The organism is Amycolatopsis sp. CA-128772 (assembly GCF_002904295.1).
GTDB lineage: Bacteria > Actinomycetota > Actinomycetes > Mycobacteriales > Pseudonocardiaceae > Amycolatopsis.
The window spans coordinates 122,371-137,008 of record NZ_PPHG01000025.1 but is presented as its reverse complement, the minus strand read 5'-3'; the positions used below and the strand labels follow the sequence as shown (position 1 = coordinate 137,008).

Annotated in this window: 9 protein-coding genes and 2 pseudogenes; 6 read left to right on the top strand and 5 right to left on the bottom strand. The window is 72.6% G+C overall.

Annotated features, from left to right (window positions below):
• Positions 1-4 precede the first annotated feature (4 nt).
• Positions 5-1,621, top strand: coding sequence for a tannase/feruloyl esterase family alpha/beta hydrolase (locus C2L59_RS10860; RefSeq protein WP_103349397.1), 1,617 nt, complete (start codon positions 5-7; stop codon positions 1,619-1,621).
• 7 nt (positions 1,622-1,628) lie between these two features.
• Here the strand turns inward: C2L59_RS10860 and C2L59_RS10855 are convergent, their stop codons facing one another.
• Entirely contained in the window at positions 1,629-5,273 is a 3,645-nt protein-coding gene (locus C2L59_RS10855; protein WP_103349396.1) for a glycoside hydrolase family 3 C-terminal domain-containing protein, read from the bottom strand.
• Positions 5,274-5,896: 623 nt separating this feature from the next.
• Here C2L59_RS10855 and C2L59_RS10850 point away from each other — a divergent pair.
• Entirely contained in the window at positions 5,897-8,113 is a 2,217-nt protein-coding gene (locus tag C2L59_RS10850) for a tetratricopeptide repeat protein (RefSeq protein ID WP_233223407.1), read from the top strand.
• Between the two features lie 8 nt (positions 8,114-8,121).
• On the opposite strand, the gene C2L59_RS47865 is transcribed toward C2L59_RS10850, so the two are convergent.
• From C2L59_RS47865 to C2L59_RS10835, 4 genes and pseudogenes are all read right to left on the bottom strand, one after another.
• The gene (locus C2L59_RS47865) at positions 8,122-8,331 is read right to left on the bottom strand and encodes an SPASM domain-containing protein (protein ID WP_199199007.1); all 210 of its coding nucleotides are present in this window, start codon (positions 8,329-8,331) and stop codon (positions 8,122-8,124) included.
• A gap of 220 nt (positions 8,332-8,551) precedes the next feature.
• Positions 8,552-8,941, bottom strand: a pseudogene (locus tag C2L59_RS50295) (radical SAM protein); the annotation flags it as partial.
• 152 nt (positions 8,942-9,093) lie between these two features.
• On the bottom strand, positions 9,094-10,749 hold the full coding sequence (locus C2L59_RS10840) for a phospholipid carrier-dependent glycosyltransferase (RefSeq protein WP_233223406.1): 1,656 nt from the start codon (positions 10,747-10,749) through the stop codon (positions 9,094-9,096).
• A gap of 63 nt (positions 10,750-10,812) precedes the next feature.
• On the bottom strand, positions 10,813-11,649 hold the full coding sequence (locus C2L59_RS10835) for a TIGR03620 family F420-dependent LLM class oxidoreductase (RefSeq protein WP_103349393.1): 837 nt from the start codon (positions 11,647-11,649) through the stop codon (positions 10,813-10,815).
• Positions 11,650-11,769: 120 nt separating this feature from the next.
• Here C2L59_RS10835 and C2L59_RS50050 point away from each other — a divergent pair.
• The 4 genes and pseudogenes from C2L59_RS50050 to C2L59_RS10820 all read left to right on the top strand — a co-directional run.
• Positions 11,770-11,865: pseudogene (locus C2L59_RS50050) on the top strand (LysR family transcriptional regulator); the annotation flags it as partial.
• 305 nt (positions 11,866-12,170) lie between these two features.
• Entirely contained in the window at positions 12,171-12,572 is a 402-nt protein-coding gene (locus C2L59_RS50045; protein WP_304485934.1) for a hypothetical protein, read from the top strand.
• Between the two features lie 140 nt (positions 12,573-12,712).
• The gene (locus C2L59_RS10825; RefSeq protein WP_103349392.1) at positions 12,713-13,636 is read left to right on the top strand and encodes an ABC transporter permease; all 924 of its coding nucleotides are present in this window, start codon (positions 12,713-12,715) and stop codon (positions 13,634-13,636) included.
• Positions 13,636-14,631, top strand: a complete 996-nt coding sequence (locus C2L59_RS10820) for an ABC transporter permease (RefSeq protein WP_103349391.1) — start codon at positions 13,636-13,638, stop codon at positions 14,629-14,631. The genes C2L59_RS10825 and C2L59_RS10820 overlap by 1 nt, the downstream gene beginning before the upstream one ends.
• The last annotated feature ends 7 nt before the right edge of the window (positions 14,632-14,638 follow it).

The window sequence follows — 14,638 nt, the reverse complement described above, 5'->3', positions numbered from 1 at the left end:
CACTATGAGGAGAACCCGCAAGCTCGTGCTGTCGGCGGCCGTGGTGCTCGCCGCGAGCGCACCCGCACCGGCCGCCGCGGCGGCCACGGCGGCGCCGGAGTGCGCCGGGCCGGCCGGCCTGGCGATCCCGGCGCCGGTGATCAGCCTGCCGACCACCGGCGGCCGCGTCACGGCGGTGGCGGAGGTGTCGAACCCCGTGGTGGGCCGCTACTGCCTCCTCGACGCCGACCTCTTCCCCGTCGACCCGGCCGCGCCGGCGATCAAGCTGCGCGTCGCGCTGCCCCGCACGTGGAACGGCAAGGCGCTGATGTTCGGCGGCGGCGGGTACGACGGCACGATCCCGGACCTGACGGCGAACGTGCCGTTCGGGCCCGCCGACCGGCCGGGGCCGCTGGCGCGCGGGTACGCGACCTTCGCCGGCGACTCGGGCCACCAGCAGAACCCGGCGTCCCCGCCGTCCCTGGACGGATCCTTCGGCCTGAACGACGAAGCCCTGACCAACTTCGCCGCCGGCGACGCGCTCAAGAAGACCCGCGACGCGAGCCTGTTCCTCATCCGGCACGCCTACGCGGCGAAGCCCGCCGAAGTGTTCTTCGCGGGCGGGTCGACCGGCGGCCGCGAGGCGCTCGTCGCCGCCCAGCGGTGGCCGGCCGCCTTCGACGGCGTGATCTCGGCCTACCCGGCGTGGAACAACCTCGCCGAGGTCCTCGACCTGGGCTACCTCACCCAGGTTCTCTCCCGTCCCGGCGCCTTTCCCGGACCCGCCGAGCAGACGGTCCTCTACGACAGCGTCATCAAGGCGTGTGACGGCGCGGACGGCGTCGTCGACAAGGTCGTCTCGAACCCCCGCTGCCGCTTCGATCCGCGCACCTTGCGCTGTCCGGACGGGACGGTTGCCGGGGCAGGCTGCCTGTCCGACGCGCAGATCGGTGCGGTGACCGCGATGTCGTCGCCGTTCCGGTGGCCGTACCGGATCGCCAGCGGTGAAACCGCTTACCCGGGCTTCCCGTTCCTTTCGGGAGCGGACATGCGGACGCCGTTCCTCGGCTTCGGCACCACCGCGCCGGCCGACCCGATGCCGGTCACGAGCGGCTACGGGATGCAGTACTGGGCCCAGTGGGTCAAGTACTTCCTCACCCGGGACCCGGCGCACAACGCGCTGGACGTCGATCCCCGCCACCCCGGCCGGTGGCTCGACCGGATCAGCGCCCTGTCCGCCGTCCAGGACCGCAACGACGCGGACCTGCGCCCCTTCGCCCGCGCCGGCGGGAAGCTGATCCTGCTCCACGGCGCCGCGGACGAACTGGTCTCCCCGTACTCGACGAGCGACTACTACGAGCGGGTGCGGGCCGTGGCGGGCCCCCGGACGACGAACGCCTTCCTGCGCTACTACGTCGTGCCCGGGGCCAACCACGCCAACTTCGGGACGCCGGCGTTCGCGGCCGGCTGGGACTCGCTCACGGCCCTCGAACGGTGGGTGGACCGTTGGCAGGCGCCGGCGGACCAGGTCGTCACCGACCTGGCCCACCAGCGCACCCGGCCCCTCTGCGAATTTCCGGCGTGGCCGCGGTACCGGGCGGGTGATCCGGACCGCGCCGCGAGCTTCACCTGCGCCCGCTGACCCCGGATCAGCCGATGGCGACGGCGAAGACGTGCATCGCCGCGGTGCCCATGTTCGCCCCGTCGCTGACGTCCGGCAGCGTCACGTACTGCACGGTTTTGCCGGGCTGCAACGGGATCGGCGCGTAGTACAGGCTCACCTGCTGGTTCAGCCGTCCGCCGCTGTTGTTGAGGTAGGGGAGGGTGGTGAGGACGTCGCCGCCGGTCGCCGCGTTGGCCCACCAGTCGGCGAAGCTGACGGAGTGGGATTCGGTGGTGCCGTCGGTGTAGGTCACCGTCGCGGTGCCGCTCGGGCTGCCGTAGTCGCCGGCGCCGATCAGGCCCAACGTCTGCCCGGAGCCGGAGAGCGCGATGGTCTGCCCACCGGCGACTCCGCCGGCCACGACGTTGTCCGGGCTGCCGGGCTGGGCGTCCGGCCAGGTGAACGTCAGCCCGTCGTGGGTGAACGTGGCCCCCGGGGTGAGGCTCGGCGTCGCCGCGGCCAGCGCCTGCGCGGAGAAACTGGCGTTGCCGCCGTCGAAGTTGCCGGAGCCGGGACTGGCGTCGTCGCTGACGCCGACGTTGTTGTACGCCGCGGCCAGCGACGGGTACGGCGGGTGCGGCAGCAGCACGGTGGCCGCGTCCACGGAGGCACCCGGCCCGTTGGCCGAGGTGAAGGTGGCCTGGGCCGACACGGCGAATTTGCCGGGCTGGGCCGACGCCGGCACGGCGACCTCCCAGGTGGTGCTGACGGTCTGCCCGGCGGGAACCACGGGGAAGGTCGACGGCGAAGCCGCCTTCGCGGTCCAGCCGGCCGGCACGTCGAGCGTCAGGGTCACGTCCCGCAGCGGCCGCGCGCCCGCCGGGTTCGGCAGGGTGGTGGTGACGGGGTACGTGGTCCCGGCCTTCACCTGGGTGGGCGCGGCGAGCGTGAACGGCTGCTTGACCACCACCGGCGTGGTGCCGGTGACGCCGTCGACCGTGACGCTGATGGTCGTGACGCCGGGCGCCACCATGGTCACCTGCCCGGTCCGGCTGACCTGGGCCACCCGCGGATCGCTGCTGCGGTACCCGATCCGGGCGTGCGCGAGGTCGGTGAACGACTGGTCGTCGCGCACCGCCTCGACGACGTGGTCGGCCGGCACGTGCCGGTCCGCCTGGCCGGTGTCGTCGGCGATCCACGGGTTCCTGCCGGTCAGGTCGAGGCGCTGGCCGGGCGCGAAGACGACCTGGCCGGGCTGCACGGTCACGTACCGCGTCTTCGGCGTGCGGGCGCCGGTGACGGTCACCGTGGCGCTGCCGGCGAGGTGATGGGCGTCGGCGCCCACGCCGAACCGGTACGGGCCGTCGTACACGACCTCGCGGTGCTTTCCCTCGTCCCACAACGCCAGGTCGCCGATCCGGACCGGGATGGCCAGGTGCTGGGTCTGGCCGGGGGAGAGCACGTTCGTCTTCCGGAAGCCGGCCAGGCGCTGCCGGGGCAGTTCCACGCCGGGCACGCCGAACGCCGTGGCCGCGTACAGCTGGGCGACGGTGGCGCCGGGGGTGCGGCCGGTGTTGGTCACGTCGACGTGCACGGTGACCTGCCCGTCGGCGGAGACGTTCCGGGTGTCGGCGTGCACGCGCGAGTAGGCGAAGTTCGTATAGGAAAGGCCGTAGCCGAAGGGGTACGCGGGGGTGCCGGTGAAGTACTGGTAGGTGCGGCCGAGCCCGCCGGTCTCCGACGGCTTGAGACCGTAGTTCTTCATGGCGGGCAATTGGGTGTCGTCGGCGTACCAGGTGAAGTTGAGGTGCCCGCTGGGGTTCTGCTTGCCGAACAGCACGTCGGCGAGCGCGGTGCCCTGGCTTTCCCCGTTGTAGGCGCTGAACACGATGGCCGGGACGCCGTCCTTGGCGTGGTCGAGGGAAACGGCGCCGCCGGCCTGGACGGCGAGCACGGTCCGGGGGTTGCCGGCCGCCTTGACCTGGTCGATCAGCGAGTCGTAGTTGCCCGGCAGGGCGATGCTGGTGCGGTCCCGGCCTTCGGTGGCGGTGTTCGTGTCCGTGCCGGCGAACACCACGACGAGGTCGGCGGTCTTCAGCGCGGCTTGCGTGGCCGCCGAGCAGCTCGCCGCCGTGGTGGCGCCGGTGGAGGTGCCGCACGCGTCGAAGGTGACGGTGGCGGCCGGGTTGGCCGCCTTCAGCGCGGCGGTGATGCCCTGCACGGCGGTCACCTGGACGGCGGGTTCGCCGGAGTAGCCGCCGAGGGTGACCTTCCCGGCCAGGTCCCCGACGACGACCACGTTGCCGAGTTTCGCGGGATCGGCGGGCAGCAGCGGCGCGGCGGCACCGGAAACGGCGTCGTTCTTCAGCAGCACCAACGAGTTCGCGGCGACCTTGGCGGCCAGCGCGTGGTGCGCGGCGCTCTGGATCTGGTCCTTGGTGATCCGCGTGTAGGCGACCCGGTCCGGCGGGTCGAATTCGCCGGTCTGCATCCGCGTGGTGAAGACGTGCACCAGGGCGTTGTCCAGCACGCCTTCGGAGAGCACCCCGGCCTTGATGGCCTCCTCGACGTTGGCCACGGTGGCTTCGGAGCCGGTGCAGTTGAGCTGGGTGCCGGCCCGCAGGGCGTAGGCCTGCCCACCGGCGGCCCCGGAAACCCGTTGCCCGGTGGCGGTGTTCGTCCACTGCGTCGCCGCGCCGGCGGTGGTGGAGGTCCAGCCGGGCGGCGCCCAGCCGTGGCTGCCCGGCGCGTAGACGTCCCCGACGGCACCGCAGTCGGAGGTGGTGTAGCCGTCGAAACCGTAGGTGCGCTGGGCGAGGGCGTTCGCGGTGTAGGTGTTCGCCGGCGCGGGCGTGCCGTTGATGGCGTTGTAGGAGGTCATCAGGCCGGAGACGTGCGCGTCCTGGATGAGGTGCCGGAACTGCGCGGTGTAGTAGTCGCGGATGTTGGCGTCGGTGGTGTCGGAGGAGTCGGCGTGCCGGTCGTTCTCGACGTCGTTGAGCGCGTAGTGCTTGGCGGTGGCGGCCACCTTCAGGTACGGCGTCATCGGCCGGCCGGACCGGGTCTGCCCCTGGTAGCCGTTGACGAACGCCCCGGCCATTTCGGCAACCAGGAAGGGGTCTTCACCGAACCCTTCGTCGGTCCGCCCCCACCGCGGATCCCGGTCGAGGTTGACGGTGGGCGCCCAGTAGGTGAGCGAGCCGTACCCGGCCTTGTCGGGCCCGATGTTGTTCTGCGCGACGCCCCACAGCGACTTGTCCAGCATGCCGCGGGCTTCGTCGGAGATCGCCGTGGTCTCCTGGTAGAGGAGGTCGGGATCCCAGGACATGGTGCTCGCGAGGTTGGTGGGGAAGCTGGTGGCGTGCACCCCGCCGGTGTCGGTGCCGTGATCGGTGTTGGCGCCGAGGGTGTTGAGGCCGTGCTGCCCTTCGCTCCAGTAGGTGTACTGCTGGACACCGAGCCGCGGAATGGCGGGAGCGCTGTTGGTCCGCAGCTGCAGGACCTTCTCGGGCAGGGTCATGCGCGAGACGAGATCGGCGGCGCGTTCGGCGAAGCTGTAGTGGGTGTCCCGGTAAACGGGAAGCAGATCGGGGGCGCCCGCCGAAGCGGCGGCGGTGAGGGTACCGGCGGCGATCGCGGCGGTGACCGCGGCGGCAGTCAGCCGCCGCCGGCCGGGGAGGAGCAAGGGCATCGGATCTCCGTCACAGAAGGTCGATGGCAGCGTCAGCTGCGGCCTGGTCCGTCATCGGTAGCAGCAGTTTCGAAGCGGTGGCAAGGAGCAGGTGGTAACGCAGAGGTCGCCGTCGGCGGAAATACGGAACCGGGTGAAATTTTCACACGCGCGAAGGATCATCTGCGCTCGATCAGGTGCCCGAATTGCCCGGACGGGTGGGTGAATCGAGCGGTGGCGCCGGTTTCGGCCACCGTTGTCGCGGGGACACTGCCGGGTCGGCCGCGGAGATGCGGGGTGAGCTGGGCGAACGTATCGAAAAGTGTCGCAGCACCGCGACGGGAATTTTGGTGGGGCCACGCCGGTTCCCGGATTTCGGCAGCTTCGGAGGGGCCGGCCGGGTCCGGTGCTGCGCTACGGTGGAGGTTCGGTTGCATCGATTCTGCGGAGGAGCGATGAACCCGACGGACAGGAACGCCGACAAGGCGGTACCCGTTCCGATGGATGGCACCCGATCGGAGCTGTCCGGCACGGCCAGTGACGTAGTCCAGGCGCGGGACGTCAGCGGGGGCGTACATTTTCACCGGTCTGGCCCAGCCCGGCGGGACGTGCCCCGGCAATTGCTCGGTGACGTCCGGGGATTCGTGAATCGGTCGGCCGAACTGGGCCGGCTGGACCGGGTCCTGTTCCCCTTGGGCCCGGACGCCGCTCACCTCACGGTGATCGTCGGAACCGCCGGAGTCGGGAAAACCGCGTTGGCCCTTCGCTGGGCCCACCGCACCCAGGACCAGTTCCCCGACGGCCAGTTGTACGTGAACCTCCGCGGCTACGATCCGGGCACGCCGATCACCGCCGAACAGGCGCTCGACCGGTTCATCCGGGCGTTGGACGTACCCCCGGGCCGCATTCCCGCCGACCTGGAGGCCAAGGCGACGCTCTACCGGTCGTTGCTGGCCAACCTCCGCGTCCTCGTCGTCCTGGACAACGCCGAGAGCGTCGGGCAGGTGCGGCCCCTCATCCCGGGCAGCGACGGCTGCCGGGTCATCGTCACCAGCCGGAACCGGCTCGCCGGGCTCATGGCCCGCGACGGTGCCCAGCGGGTCATCGTCGAAGTCCTCCCGGAATCGGAGTCGGTCGAGCTGATCACCGCCATCACCGCGGACTACCGCGCCCAGGACGATCCCGCCGACATCGCCGAGCTCGCCCGGCTGTGCGCCTGCCTGCCGCTGGCGCTGCGGATCGCCGCCGAACGGGCGGCGACCCGGCCGTGGATGCCGCTGGGACAGCTCATCCAGGACCTGCGGGACGAATCCGGGCTCTGGGACGCCCTGACCGCCGAAGACGGCGAAGAAGCGGACGGCGTGCGCGCGGTGTTCGCCTGGTCCTACCGGGCTCTCCCGGTCGACGCGGCCAGGATGTTCCGCCTGCTCGGCCTGCACCCCGGGCCCGAATTCAGCGTCCAGGCGGCCGCCGAGCTGGCGGACGTCACCGTGCTGGACGCACGTCGGCTGCTGGACTCCATCTGCGGCGTTCACCTGATCGAGCAGACCGCGCCGGACCGCTACGAGTTCCACGACCTCCTGCGCGCGTACGCCACGAACGCCGCCCACCACCAGGACTCCCTGGAAGAGCAGTACGCCGCACTGAGCCGGGTGCTCGCGTGGTACCTGCACGTCGCCCACGCGGCCGGGACGGCCATGCGGACACCGGCCCGGCTCCTCCCGCCGACCGCCCTGCCGGCCCCTTCGACGGTGCCCGGTTTCCCGGCCTACCTCGACGGCGCCCGGTGGTACGAAGCCGAGTGGGCCAACCTCCTCGCCGCCGTCCAGGCCGCGGAAAAGTCGGGGCTCGACCGCGTGTCCTGGCAACTGGCGCTGATGCTGCGGCCGTACTTCACCCGGGACGCGACGATCGCCGACCGGCTGCAGGTGATCGAGACGGCGCTGGGCGCCGCCCGGCGCGATGGCGACAGCGTGGCCGAAGCGGAAGCGTTGTTTGCGCTCGGCAGCGCCTATTCCGCCCAGCACCGGCTGGCCGACGCGGTCCGCGTGCACCGGGAGGTGCTCCGGCTCCGCCGGGAAATCGATGACCGCGAAGGGGAATTGCTGTCGGTCAACATGCTCGGCGTGCTCTTCCTCATGCAGCGCCGGTTCACCGAAGCCATCGAGCAGCTGGAGTCGGCCCGGGTGCTTTCACGCGAACGCGATGACACCGAACGGGAGGCGACCGCGCTGTTCAACCTCGCCGAGGCCTACACCGGTTCCCGGCGGTACCCCGAGGCGATCGAAACCGCGACTCGCAGCCTGCTGCTGAGCCGGGAACTCGGCGATGAGCGGCGGGAACTGGTCGCGCTCGTCATGCTGGCGCGCGCCCAGGCTGATTCGGCCGAAGACGGACGGGAAGAAGCGCTCGTATCGGCCGGAACGGCGCTCGACCTCGCCCGGGCCCGCAACGAGGACCGCAACGAGGGCTGGGTGCTCCTCGAGTACGCCCGGATCCAGCGGCTCAACGGCCTGTTCAACGACGCGCTCGTGTCCTGCCAGCGCGCCACCACCCTGCACCGGGCGCTCGAAGACCGGGCCAGGGAGGCGGCGGCGCTGGACGGCACCGGGGAGGCCTACCAGGGGCTGGAACGCGCAGCGGACGCCGTTCCGTTCCACCGCCGGGCGGTGACGATCTTCCGGCAGCTGGACGACCGCTGGCCGCTCGCGGTCGCGCTCGGCAACCTCGGCGCGGCCTTGGCGGCGACGGATGCCGCCGAAGCGCGGGCCTGCCGGCAAGAGGCGTACGAACTGTTCGAAGGCTATGCCGATCCGCAGGCGCGGGAGAACGCGGCGCGGATCGGCCGGCTGCTCGGCTGAGCACCGGTCTACGGGCCGGCGGCCTGGTCTCGCGGCGAGCACGCCGGCATCGGCGAGCAGTCGTTGCCGCCGCCTCGCTCGGCGAAGCGGGCGGAGATCGCCGCCATTCGCGGACCGGCGAGAATCACGTCCACCGGCTCCCGGTGGACGTTCCCGATCCGGATCCACCGCGCCATCACGCAGGGCGACACATTGCCGAGCGGGTCGACGGCCGCCATTTCCTGGGCGCATTGACCGCACAGTTCGGCGGCCGGAGGGCGGGGGGCCGCGGGAGCCGCGGCCGATTTCCCGGAACCGGCCCACGGTGACGTGCTCGACCCCGAGGGCGGCGAGATCCGCGCACGCCCGGTCCGCCACCGCGCCGGACCCGACCACCGCCACCCGGATCCGCACCCCCGCCCGAACGGCCCGGGCGATGTTCGCGCGCGTCCGGGCGTGGCTGCCCCGCAGCCCGGTGAGGGCGTCGTGGGCCGCGGCATCGGCGGTGTAGTAGGACGTGGCCACGGACACCCCCGGGCGCAGGTAGCGGGACCACCAGGTCCGGCTGACCCGCACCAGGTTGGTGAACACCTCGACGCGCATCCCCAGGGCCAGCGCGTGGTCGACCAGACCGGCGCACTCGGGGTGCAGCGTCGGCTCACCGCCGATGAACTGCACCGCTTCGACGCCGGATCCGGCCGCCGCGTCCAGTACCCGCCGCCAGTCCGCGCCGGTCATGGTGCCGTGCCCGCCCCGCGGCGAAGATTCCGCGTAGCAGTGGGCACAGGACAGCTGGCAACGCCCGGTCAGTTCCAGCGCGAGTGATCTGATGCGCGTGCCGGCTGGCATCGGTTCTCTCCCCTTCCCCGGCCACAGAGCGAGAGCGCGTTCACGAAGGGTCGCAGGTAGTTCGCGGAGGGTCAATGGCCCGGGACGCGCGGCTCAGCCGGGAAAAGAATCGCCGTGGCCGCGATTCATGACAAATCCGTGACAAGAAGCAGTCACGGCCGCCGGTAGAGGGTGATCGCGTGGCCCACCTCGTCGATCTGCGCACTTTCCCGGATCAGCGCCGCCAGCCGGCCGTCCGCCTTGGCGGCCGCCGAATCCGATACCACCAGCAGGCCGCGTACCTCCGACGGCGGCACCGCCAGCGGGTCCGAAGCCTCGATGCCGTAGTACGACGGCACTCCGCTGCCCTTGTACACCAGCCACACCCGCTCGCCGGGGTACCGCGAGCGCAGGCGTTCGCCCAGCCGGCCCAGGTCCTGGCCCCAGTCGACGTTCGAATCGTGCAGGCGCAGATGGGTTGCCGCCGGGCCGCCGAATGCTTCGTTCGCGTACGGCACGTAATACGGGTACGTCCGCAGGGAACTCACCGCCGAAAACACCACCAGCCCCGCCACCACCACCTGCACCCCGCGCCGGCGCAGCAGCACCACGCCGCCCGCCGCGACGGCCAGGAACATCGGCACGAAGACCGCGTACCGGACGCCGAGGTCGCGGCTGCCCGTCATCGCCGACGCCAGCAGCACCGCCGCGGGGACCAGCACGTAAGGGGCCGCCGGGCGCAGCCGGGGGATCGCCGTCAATACCACCGCGCCGAACGCCCACAACGCCAACGCGCCCAGCGGTGTCTTCACCAGCAGTGCCGCCGGCAGGTAATACCACAGCGACCCGGCGTGCTGCGTGCCGAACAGGAACGTCGTCCACACCTGGTCTTCGAAGCCGAACTGGACGCGCATCCCGGCCAGGTACGGCTCCGGCAACGGCAGCCAGGCGGCGAGCGCACGTACGCCCCGCAACGGCGGCAGGCCCGGTGGTGTCACCCAGCGCACCTGCGGGTCGACGACCGAGTAGGACGCCCACACCACCGCGATCGCCAGCAGCGCCACCGAAGTGGCCGCGGCGGCCAGGCGCCGGACACGGCCTTCCGGCGCGCGCCAGGCCGGCAGCACGACCAGGAGCAGCACCACGGGAACCGCGGCCAGGGCGCTCATCTTGGTCGCGACGGCCGCGCCGAGGGCGAGTCCCGTCAGGGGCAGGTACAGCGTGGGACGCCGGCGGGTGCGCCACGCCAGCCACGCCGACGTCACCAGGAACCCGGCCACCGGCACGTCCAGGGTGGCCAGCGACCCGTGCGCGATGAGGTCGGGGGAGAAGGCGGACAGCCCCAGCGCCACCAGGCCGCCGGCCGGGCCGGCCAGGTCGCGGGCGAACGCGAAGACCACCAGCCCGAACAGCAGCGTCAGCACGATCACCGGCAACCGGGCCAGCAGCAACAGGTGCCCGGGGTCCCGGCCCGATTCGTACAGCACGTGCCGGCCCAGCTGCGTCTGGTCGCCGGTGAACGCCGGGTCGAGGTGGACGCCGGCGAAGGCCGGCCCGGTCGCGATGATCAGCTTGCCCAGCGGCGGGTGTTCCGGGTTGTACCGCAGGCTGTGCTGCTCCAGGTACACCACCGCGGTGCCCGCGTAGACCGGCTCGTCGATCGTCGGGGACTGCGCGACCGCCGTGGTGAGCATCGCGATCGCCATCTCCGCGAGCAGCGCGGCGACGACGAGCGCGTACAGCCACCGCCGGGCGCGCCCACGCGCCCCCGGCGGTGACACCGCCGGGGGCTCGGCCGTGCCCGGCGGCCGGCTGGTCAAGAGGGACAACCCGCAGCACGTCCTTCCGTCCGGGGACACCTCCTCCATTGGACGCCCGGCCGGCCCCCGGGTTCAGCCGGGCTGTCCGGCGGCGCGCACCGCGGCGGCGACAGCGAGCAGTGTCCCGATCGGATCGTCGCCGAGCGGGTGGACGCCGACGTGATCCGCGCCGGCGTCCCGGTGGGCCAGCAACCGGGCCGCGACGGTGGCCGCGTCGCCGTGCGCGACGAGCGCGTCGATGAGCCGGTCGCTCCCGCCGAGGTCCTCGTCGGTGAAGCCGAGGCGCCGGAGGTTGTTCGCGTAGCTGGTGACACCCAGCGCGGTGCCGGGCGGCTGCGACCGGGCCGTCGCGCGAGCCCGTGCGGCATCCGGTTCCACGAGGGCGAAGTGGCCGGGCAGCAGGAGTTTGCCCGCGCCGAGGATCGCGCGCGCCCGCCGGGTGTGCTCGGCCGGGACCATGCAGGGCACGCTGCCGGCCGTGCGGTCACGGGCCAGGCGCAGCATCTTCGGCCCCAGCGCGGCGATCACCGTGCGGCCGGCCGGGACGCCCGCCTGGGCCAACCGGTCCAGATAGGACACGAGCGTGTCGTACGGCGAAGCGTATCCGCGGTCGGCTTCGCGGTGCCCGATCCCGACGCCGAGCACGAACCGGCCGGGGTGCCGGGCTTCGATGCGGTGGTAGGAGTCGGCGACGGTGTCCGCGTCGGCGGTCCACACGTTCACCACGCTCGTGGCGACGGTCAGCCGGGTGGACGCGTCGAGCAGCTGCTCGGCGAGGCCGAGGCCGGCCGGCGGCGAGGCGTCCAGCCAGAGCGTGCCGTAGCCGGCCCGCTCGAGGCGCGCGGCGCTGTCCGGGGTCAGCTGGTGCTCGCGCAGGTGGGCGCCGAGCAGGCCGAATTCGAGGGTCATGGCCCGACTCCAGCACCGCGGCCGGTGGCGAACCAGGGCCAAGATCGACGCGCAGCGATAACCTGGCGGCATCGTCGCAGGGGAGGTCCGGTGGAGCTGCGGGCGTTGCGGTACTTCGTCATGGTCGCCGACGAGCTGCACTTCGGCCGCGCGGCCGAGCGGCTGCACATCGCCCAGCCGGCGGTCAGCCGGCAGATCGCGCGGCTGGAACGCGAACTCGGCGTCCGGCTGTTCGACCGGTCGCCGCGCCGGGTCCGGCTCACCGCAGCGGGGCAGCAGGTCCTCGACGCGGCGCGGGCGGCCCTCGCGGCCGCCGACCGGGTCCGGGTGGTGGCTCGCGAGCAGGCCGGTGTCATGCGCATCGGGACCGGCCCGGGGCAGTTCACCGCCCGCCTGGAACGCGGGATCGACGCGCTGCGCGAGCGGGCCCCGGGGTTCGGCGTGGTGCTCGTCGACCTGCCGCTGCCCGCCCGGCTGAACGCGCTGCGGCAGGGGAGATCGACCTGGCGCTGGCGCGGGGCGTGCGGGCGGCACCCGGGCTGCGGGTGCTGCCGGCGTGGACGGAGGCCCTGTTCGCGGTGGTGTCCGCGCGGCACCCGGCCGCCGGCCGCGCCGGGATCGCGGTGGCCGAACTGGCCACCGGGCCGCTGCGCACGGCCCGCGACCACGACCTGCCGGCCGGCGTCCTGCCGGGGCCCGGCGCTCCGGTCCGGGCGGGCATGGTCCAGGACACGATCGTCGAGGTCGGCTCCGATCCCCGCAGCTGGACGGTGCTGGCCGCCGACCAGGTGGCCGAGATCCGCTCCGCCCGGGTGCGCGCCATCCCGCTCGAACCCCGCACGACCGTCACCGGCAGCGTCGTCGTCCCGGACGACCTCCCGGACACCTGCGCGGCCGCCCACCGGAGCGCGTTCGGCGGCTGACCGGGCACGCCGGTGCGCGGACTCCATGACACGGACCGCGCAAGCAAGTATCGTCCCACAGTGCGAGACAGTGGATCGATCACGCGCGAACTCCTTAAAGTCCTCGATCGTCACTCGATCGGCTGAACCTTGAAGGTGTTGTGGCCCTCCCCGCCCTGCCGCCCCTCGCGGCGCGCTCCCTGCCCGCCGCGGTGTGGCGCGCCGTCCGCTCCGGGCGGTGGACGTCCGTCTGCGCCCTCCTGGTCGTCGTCATCGTGCTGCTCGCCGCCGCGGCCGACCTGTTCGTCCTGGCCGAGGGGCAGAGCCTGACCCCGGACATCGGCACGCTCGGCCCGACCGGCCTGCCCGCGGGCCCGCTGGGCGGGGTGAGCGGCGCGCACTGGTTCGGCGTCGAGCCGCTGACCGGCGTCGACCTGTTCGCGCTGGTCGCCCACGGGGCCCGGACGTCGCTGCTGGTCGGCCTGGGTGCCACCGTGTTGGGCACCGTGCTCGGCGTCCTGCTCGGGGTCAGCGCGGGCTACCTCGGCGGCTGGTGGGACCGCGTGGTGACGTGGACCGCCGACGTCATCCTCGGGTTCCCGTACCTGATCTTCATGATCGCCCTCGGCGCGGTGCTGCCGGTGGACTTCCCGCGCCAGGTGACCCTGATCGTCGTGCTGGGGCTCTTCGGCTGGCCGCGGGTGGCCCGGATCGTCCGCGCCCAGGCGCTGAGCCTGGCCAAGCGCGACTTCGTCGCCGCGGCCCGGGTGGCCGGCGCCGGGCCGTGGCACGTGTTCACGAAGGAGCTGCTGCCCAACCTGTGGGCGCCGATCATCGTGGTGGCCAGCCTGACCGTCCCGTCGATGATCGGCAGCGAGGCCGCGCTGTCGTTCCTCGGCGTCGGGGTCCTGCCGCCGACCCCCAGCTGGGGCCGGACCATCAGCGCGGCCATCGACTTCTTCGAGACCGACCCGCTGTACCTGGTCTTCCCCGGGCTGCTGCTGTTCCTCGTCACGCTGGCCTTCAACGTCGTCGGCGACGCGATCCGCGACGCGCTCGACCCGCGCTCCGGAGGCACCGCCTGATGCGCACCGCCCGCTTCGCCGCCACCCGCTTCGCCGGGATGCTGCTGGTCCTGCTCGTCGTCGCCTTCGTGACTTTCGTGGTGTTCTACGTCCTGCCCGCCGACCCGGCGCGGATGGCGTGCGGCCGCCCGTGCTCCCCGGCGGGACTGCAGCTCGCCCGGGAGTTCATGGGCTACGACGTCCCGTGGTACCGGCAGTTCCTGGACTTCCTCGGCGGCATCGTCGGGGGCCGCACGTTCGGCACCGGCAGCGCGGCGATCCACTGCACCGCCCCCTGCTTCGGCTGGGACTTCCAGAACAACGTCGACGTGCTCGGCGAGATCGGCGGCCGGATCGAGGTCAGCTTCTCGGTGGCGCTGGGCGCGGCCGCGATCTGGATCGTCGCCGGCGTCGGCCTCGGCGTGCTGTCGGCGCTGCGGCGCGGCACCGCCGCCGACCGGATCACGATGGCCGCCGCCATGGCCGGCGTGTCGATGCCCGCCTACCTGGCCGGGATGATCGGCATCACGATCTTCGCCTTCGCCCTCGACGTCGTCCCGAAGTCCGGGTACGTGCCGCTGACCGAGAACCCGGCGCAGTGGGCGTGGCACCTCGTGCTGCCGTGGTTCGTGCTGGCCTTCCTGCACGCGGCGATCTACGCGCGGCTGACCCGCGGCCAGATGCTGGAAACCCTCGGCGAGGACTACATCCGCACCGCGCGGGCGAAGGGCCTCACCGAGCGGAAGGTCGTCGGCCGGCACGCGCTGCGCAACGTCCTGCTGCCGGTGGTCACGGTGTTCGGCGTCGACCTCGGCGGGCTGCTGGCCGGGACGGTGATCACCGAGCGGATCTTCGGCATGGCCGGGGTCGGGCGGCTGCTCGTCGACGCGATCGCGTCGCTCAACCTGCCCGTGCTGCTGGGCGTGACGCTGTTCTCGGCCCTGCTGGTCACGGTCCTGAACTTCCTGGTCGATCTCTGCTACGGCGCGCTCGATCCGCGTGCGCGCCTCGTCTGAAGGGGAC

Coding starts and splice junctions, on each gene's coding strand:
- C2L59_RS10860 (WP_103349397.1), top strand. CDS start 5: ATGAGGAGAACCCGCAAGCTCGTGCTGTCGGCGGCCGTGGTGCTCGCC.
- C2L59_RS10855 (WP_103349396.1), bottom strand. CDS start 5,273: ATGCCCTTGCTCCTCCCCGGCCGGCGGCGGCTGACTGCCGCCGCGGTC.
- C2L59_RS47865 (WP_199199007.1), bottom strand. CDS start 8,331: ATGGCGGCCGTCGACCCGCTCGGCAATGTGTCGCCCTGCGTGATGGCG.
- C2L59_RS10835 (WP_103349393.1), bottom strand. CDS start 11,649: ATGACCCTCGAATTCGGCCTGCTCGGCGCCCACCTGCGCGAGCACCAG.
- C2L59_RS10820 (WP_103349391.1), top strand. CDS start 13,636: ATGCGCACCGCCCGCTTCGCCGCCACCCGCTTCGCCGGGATGCTGCTG.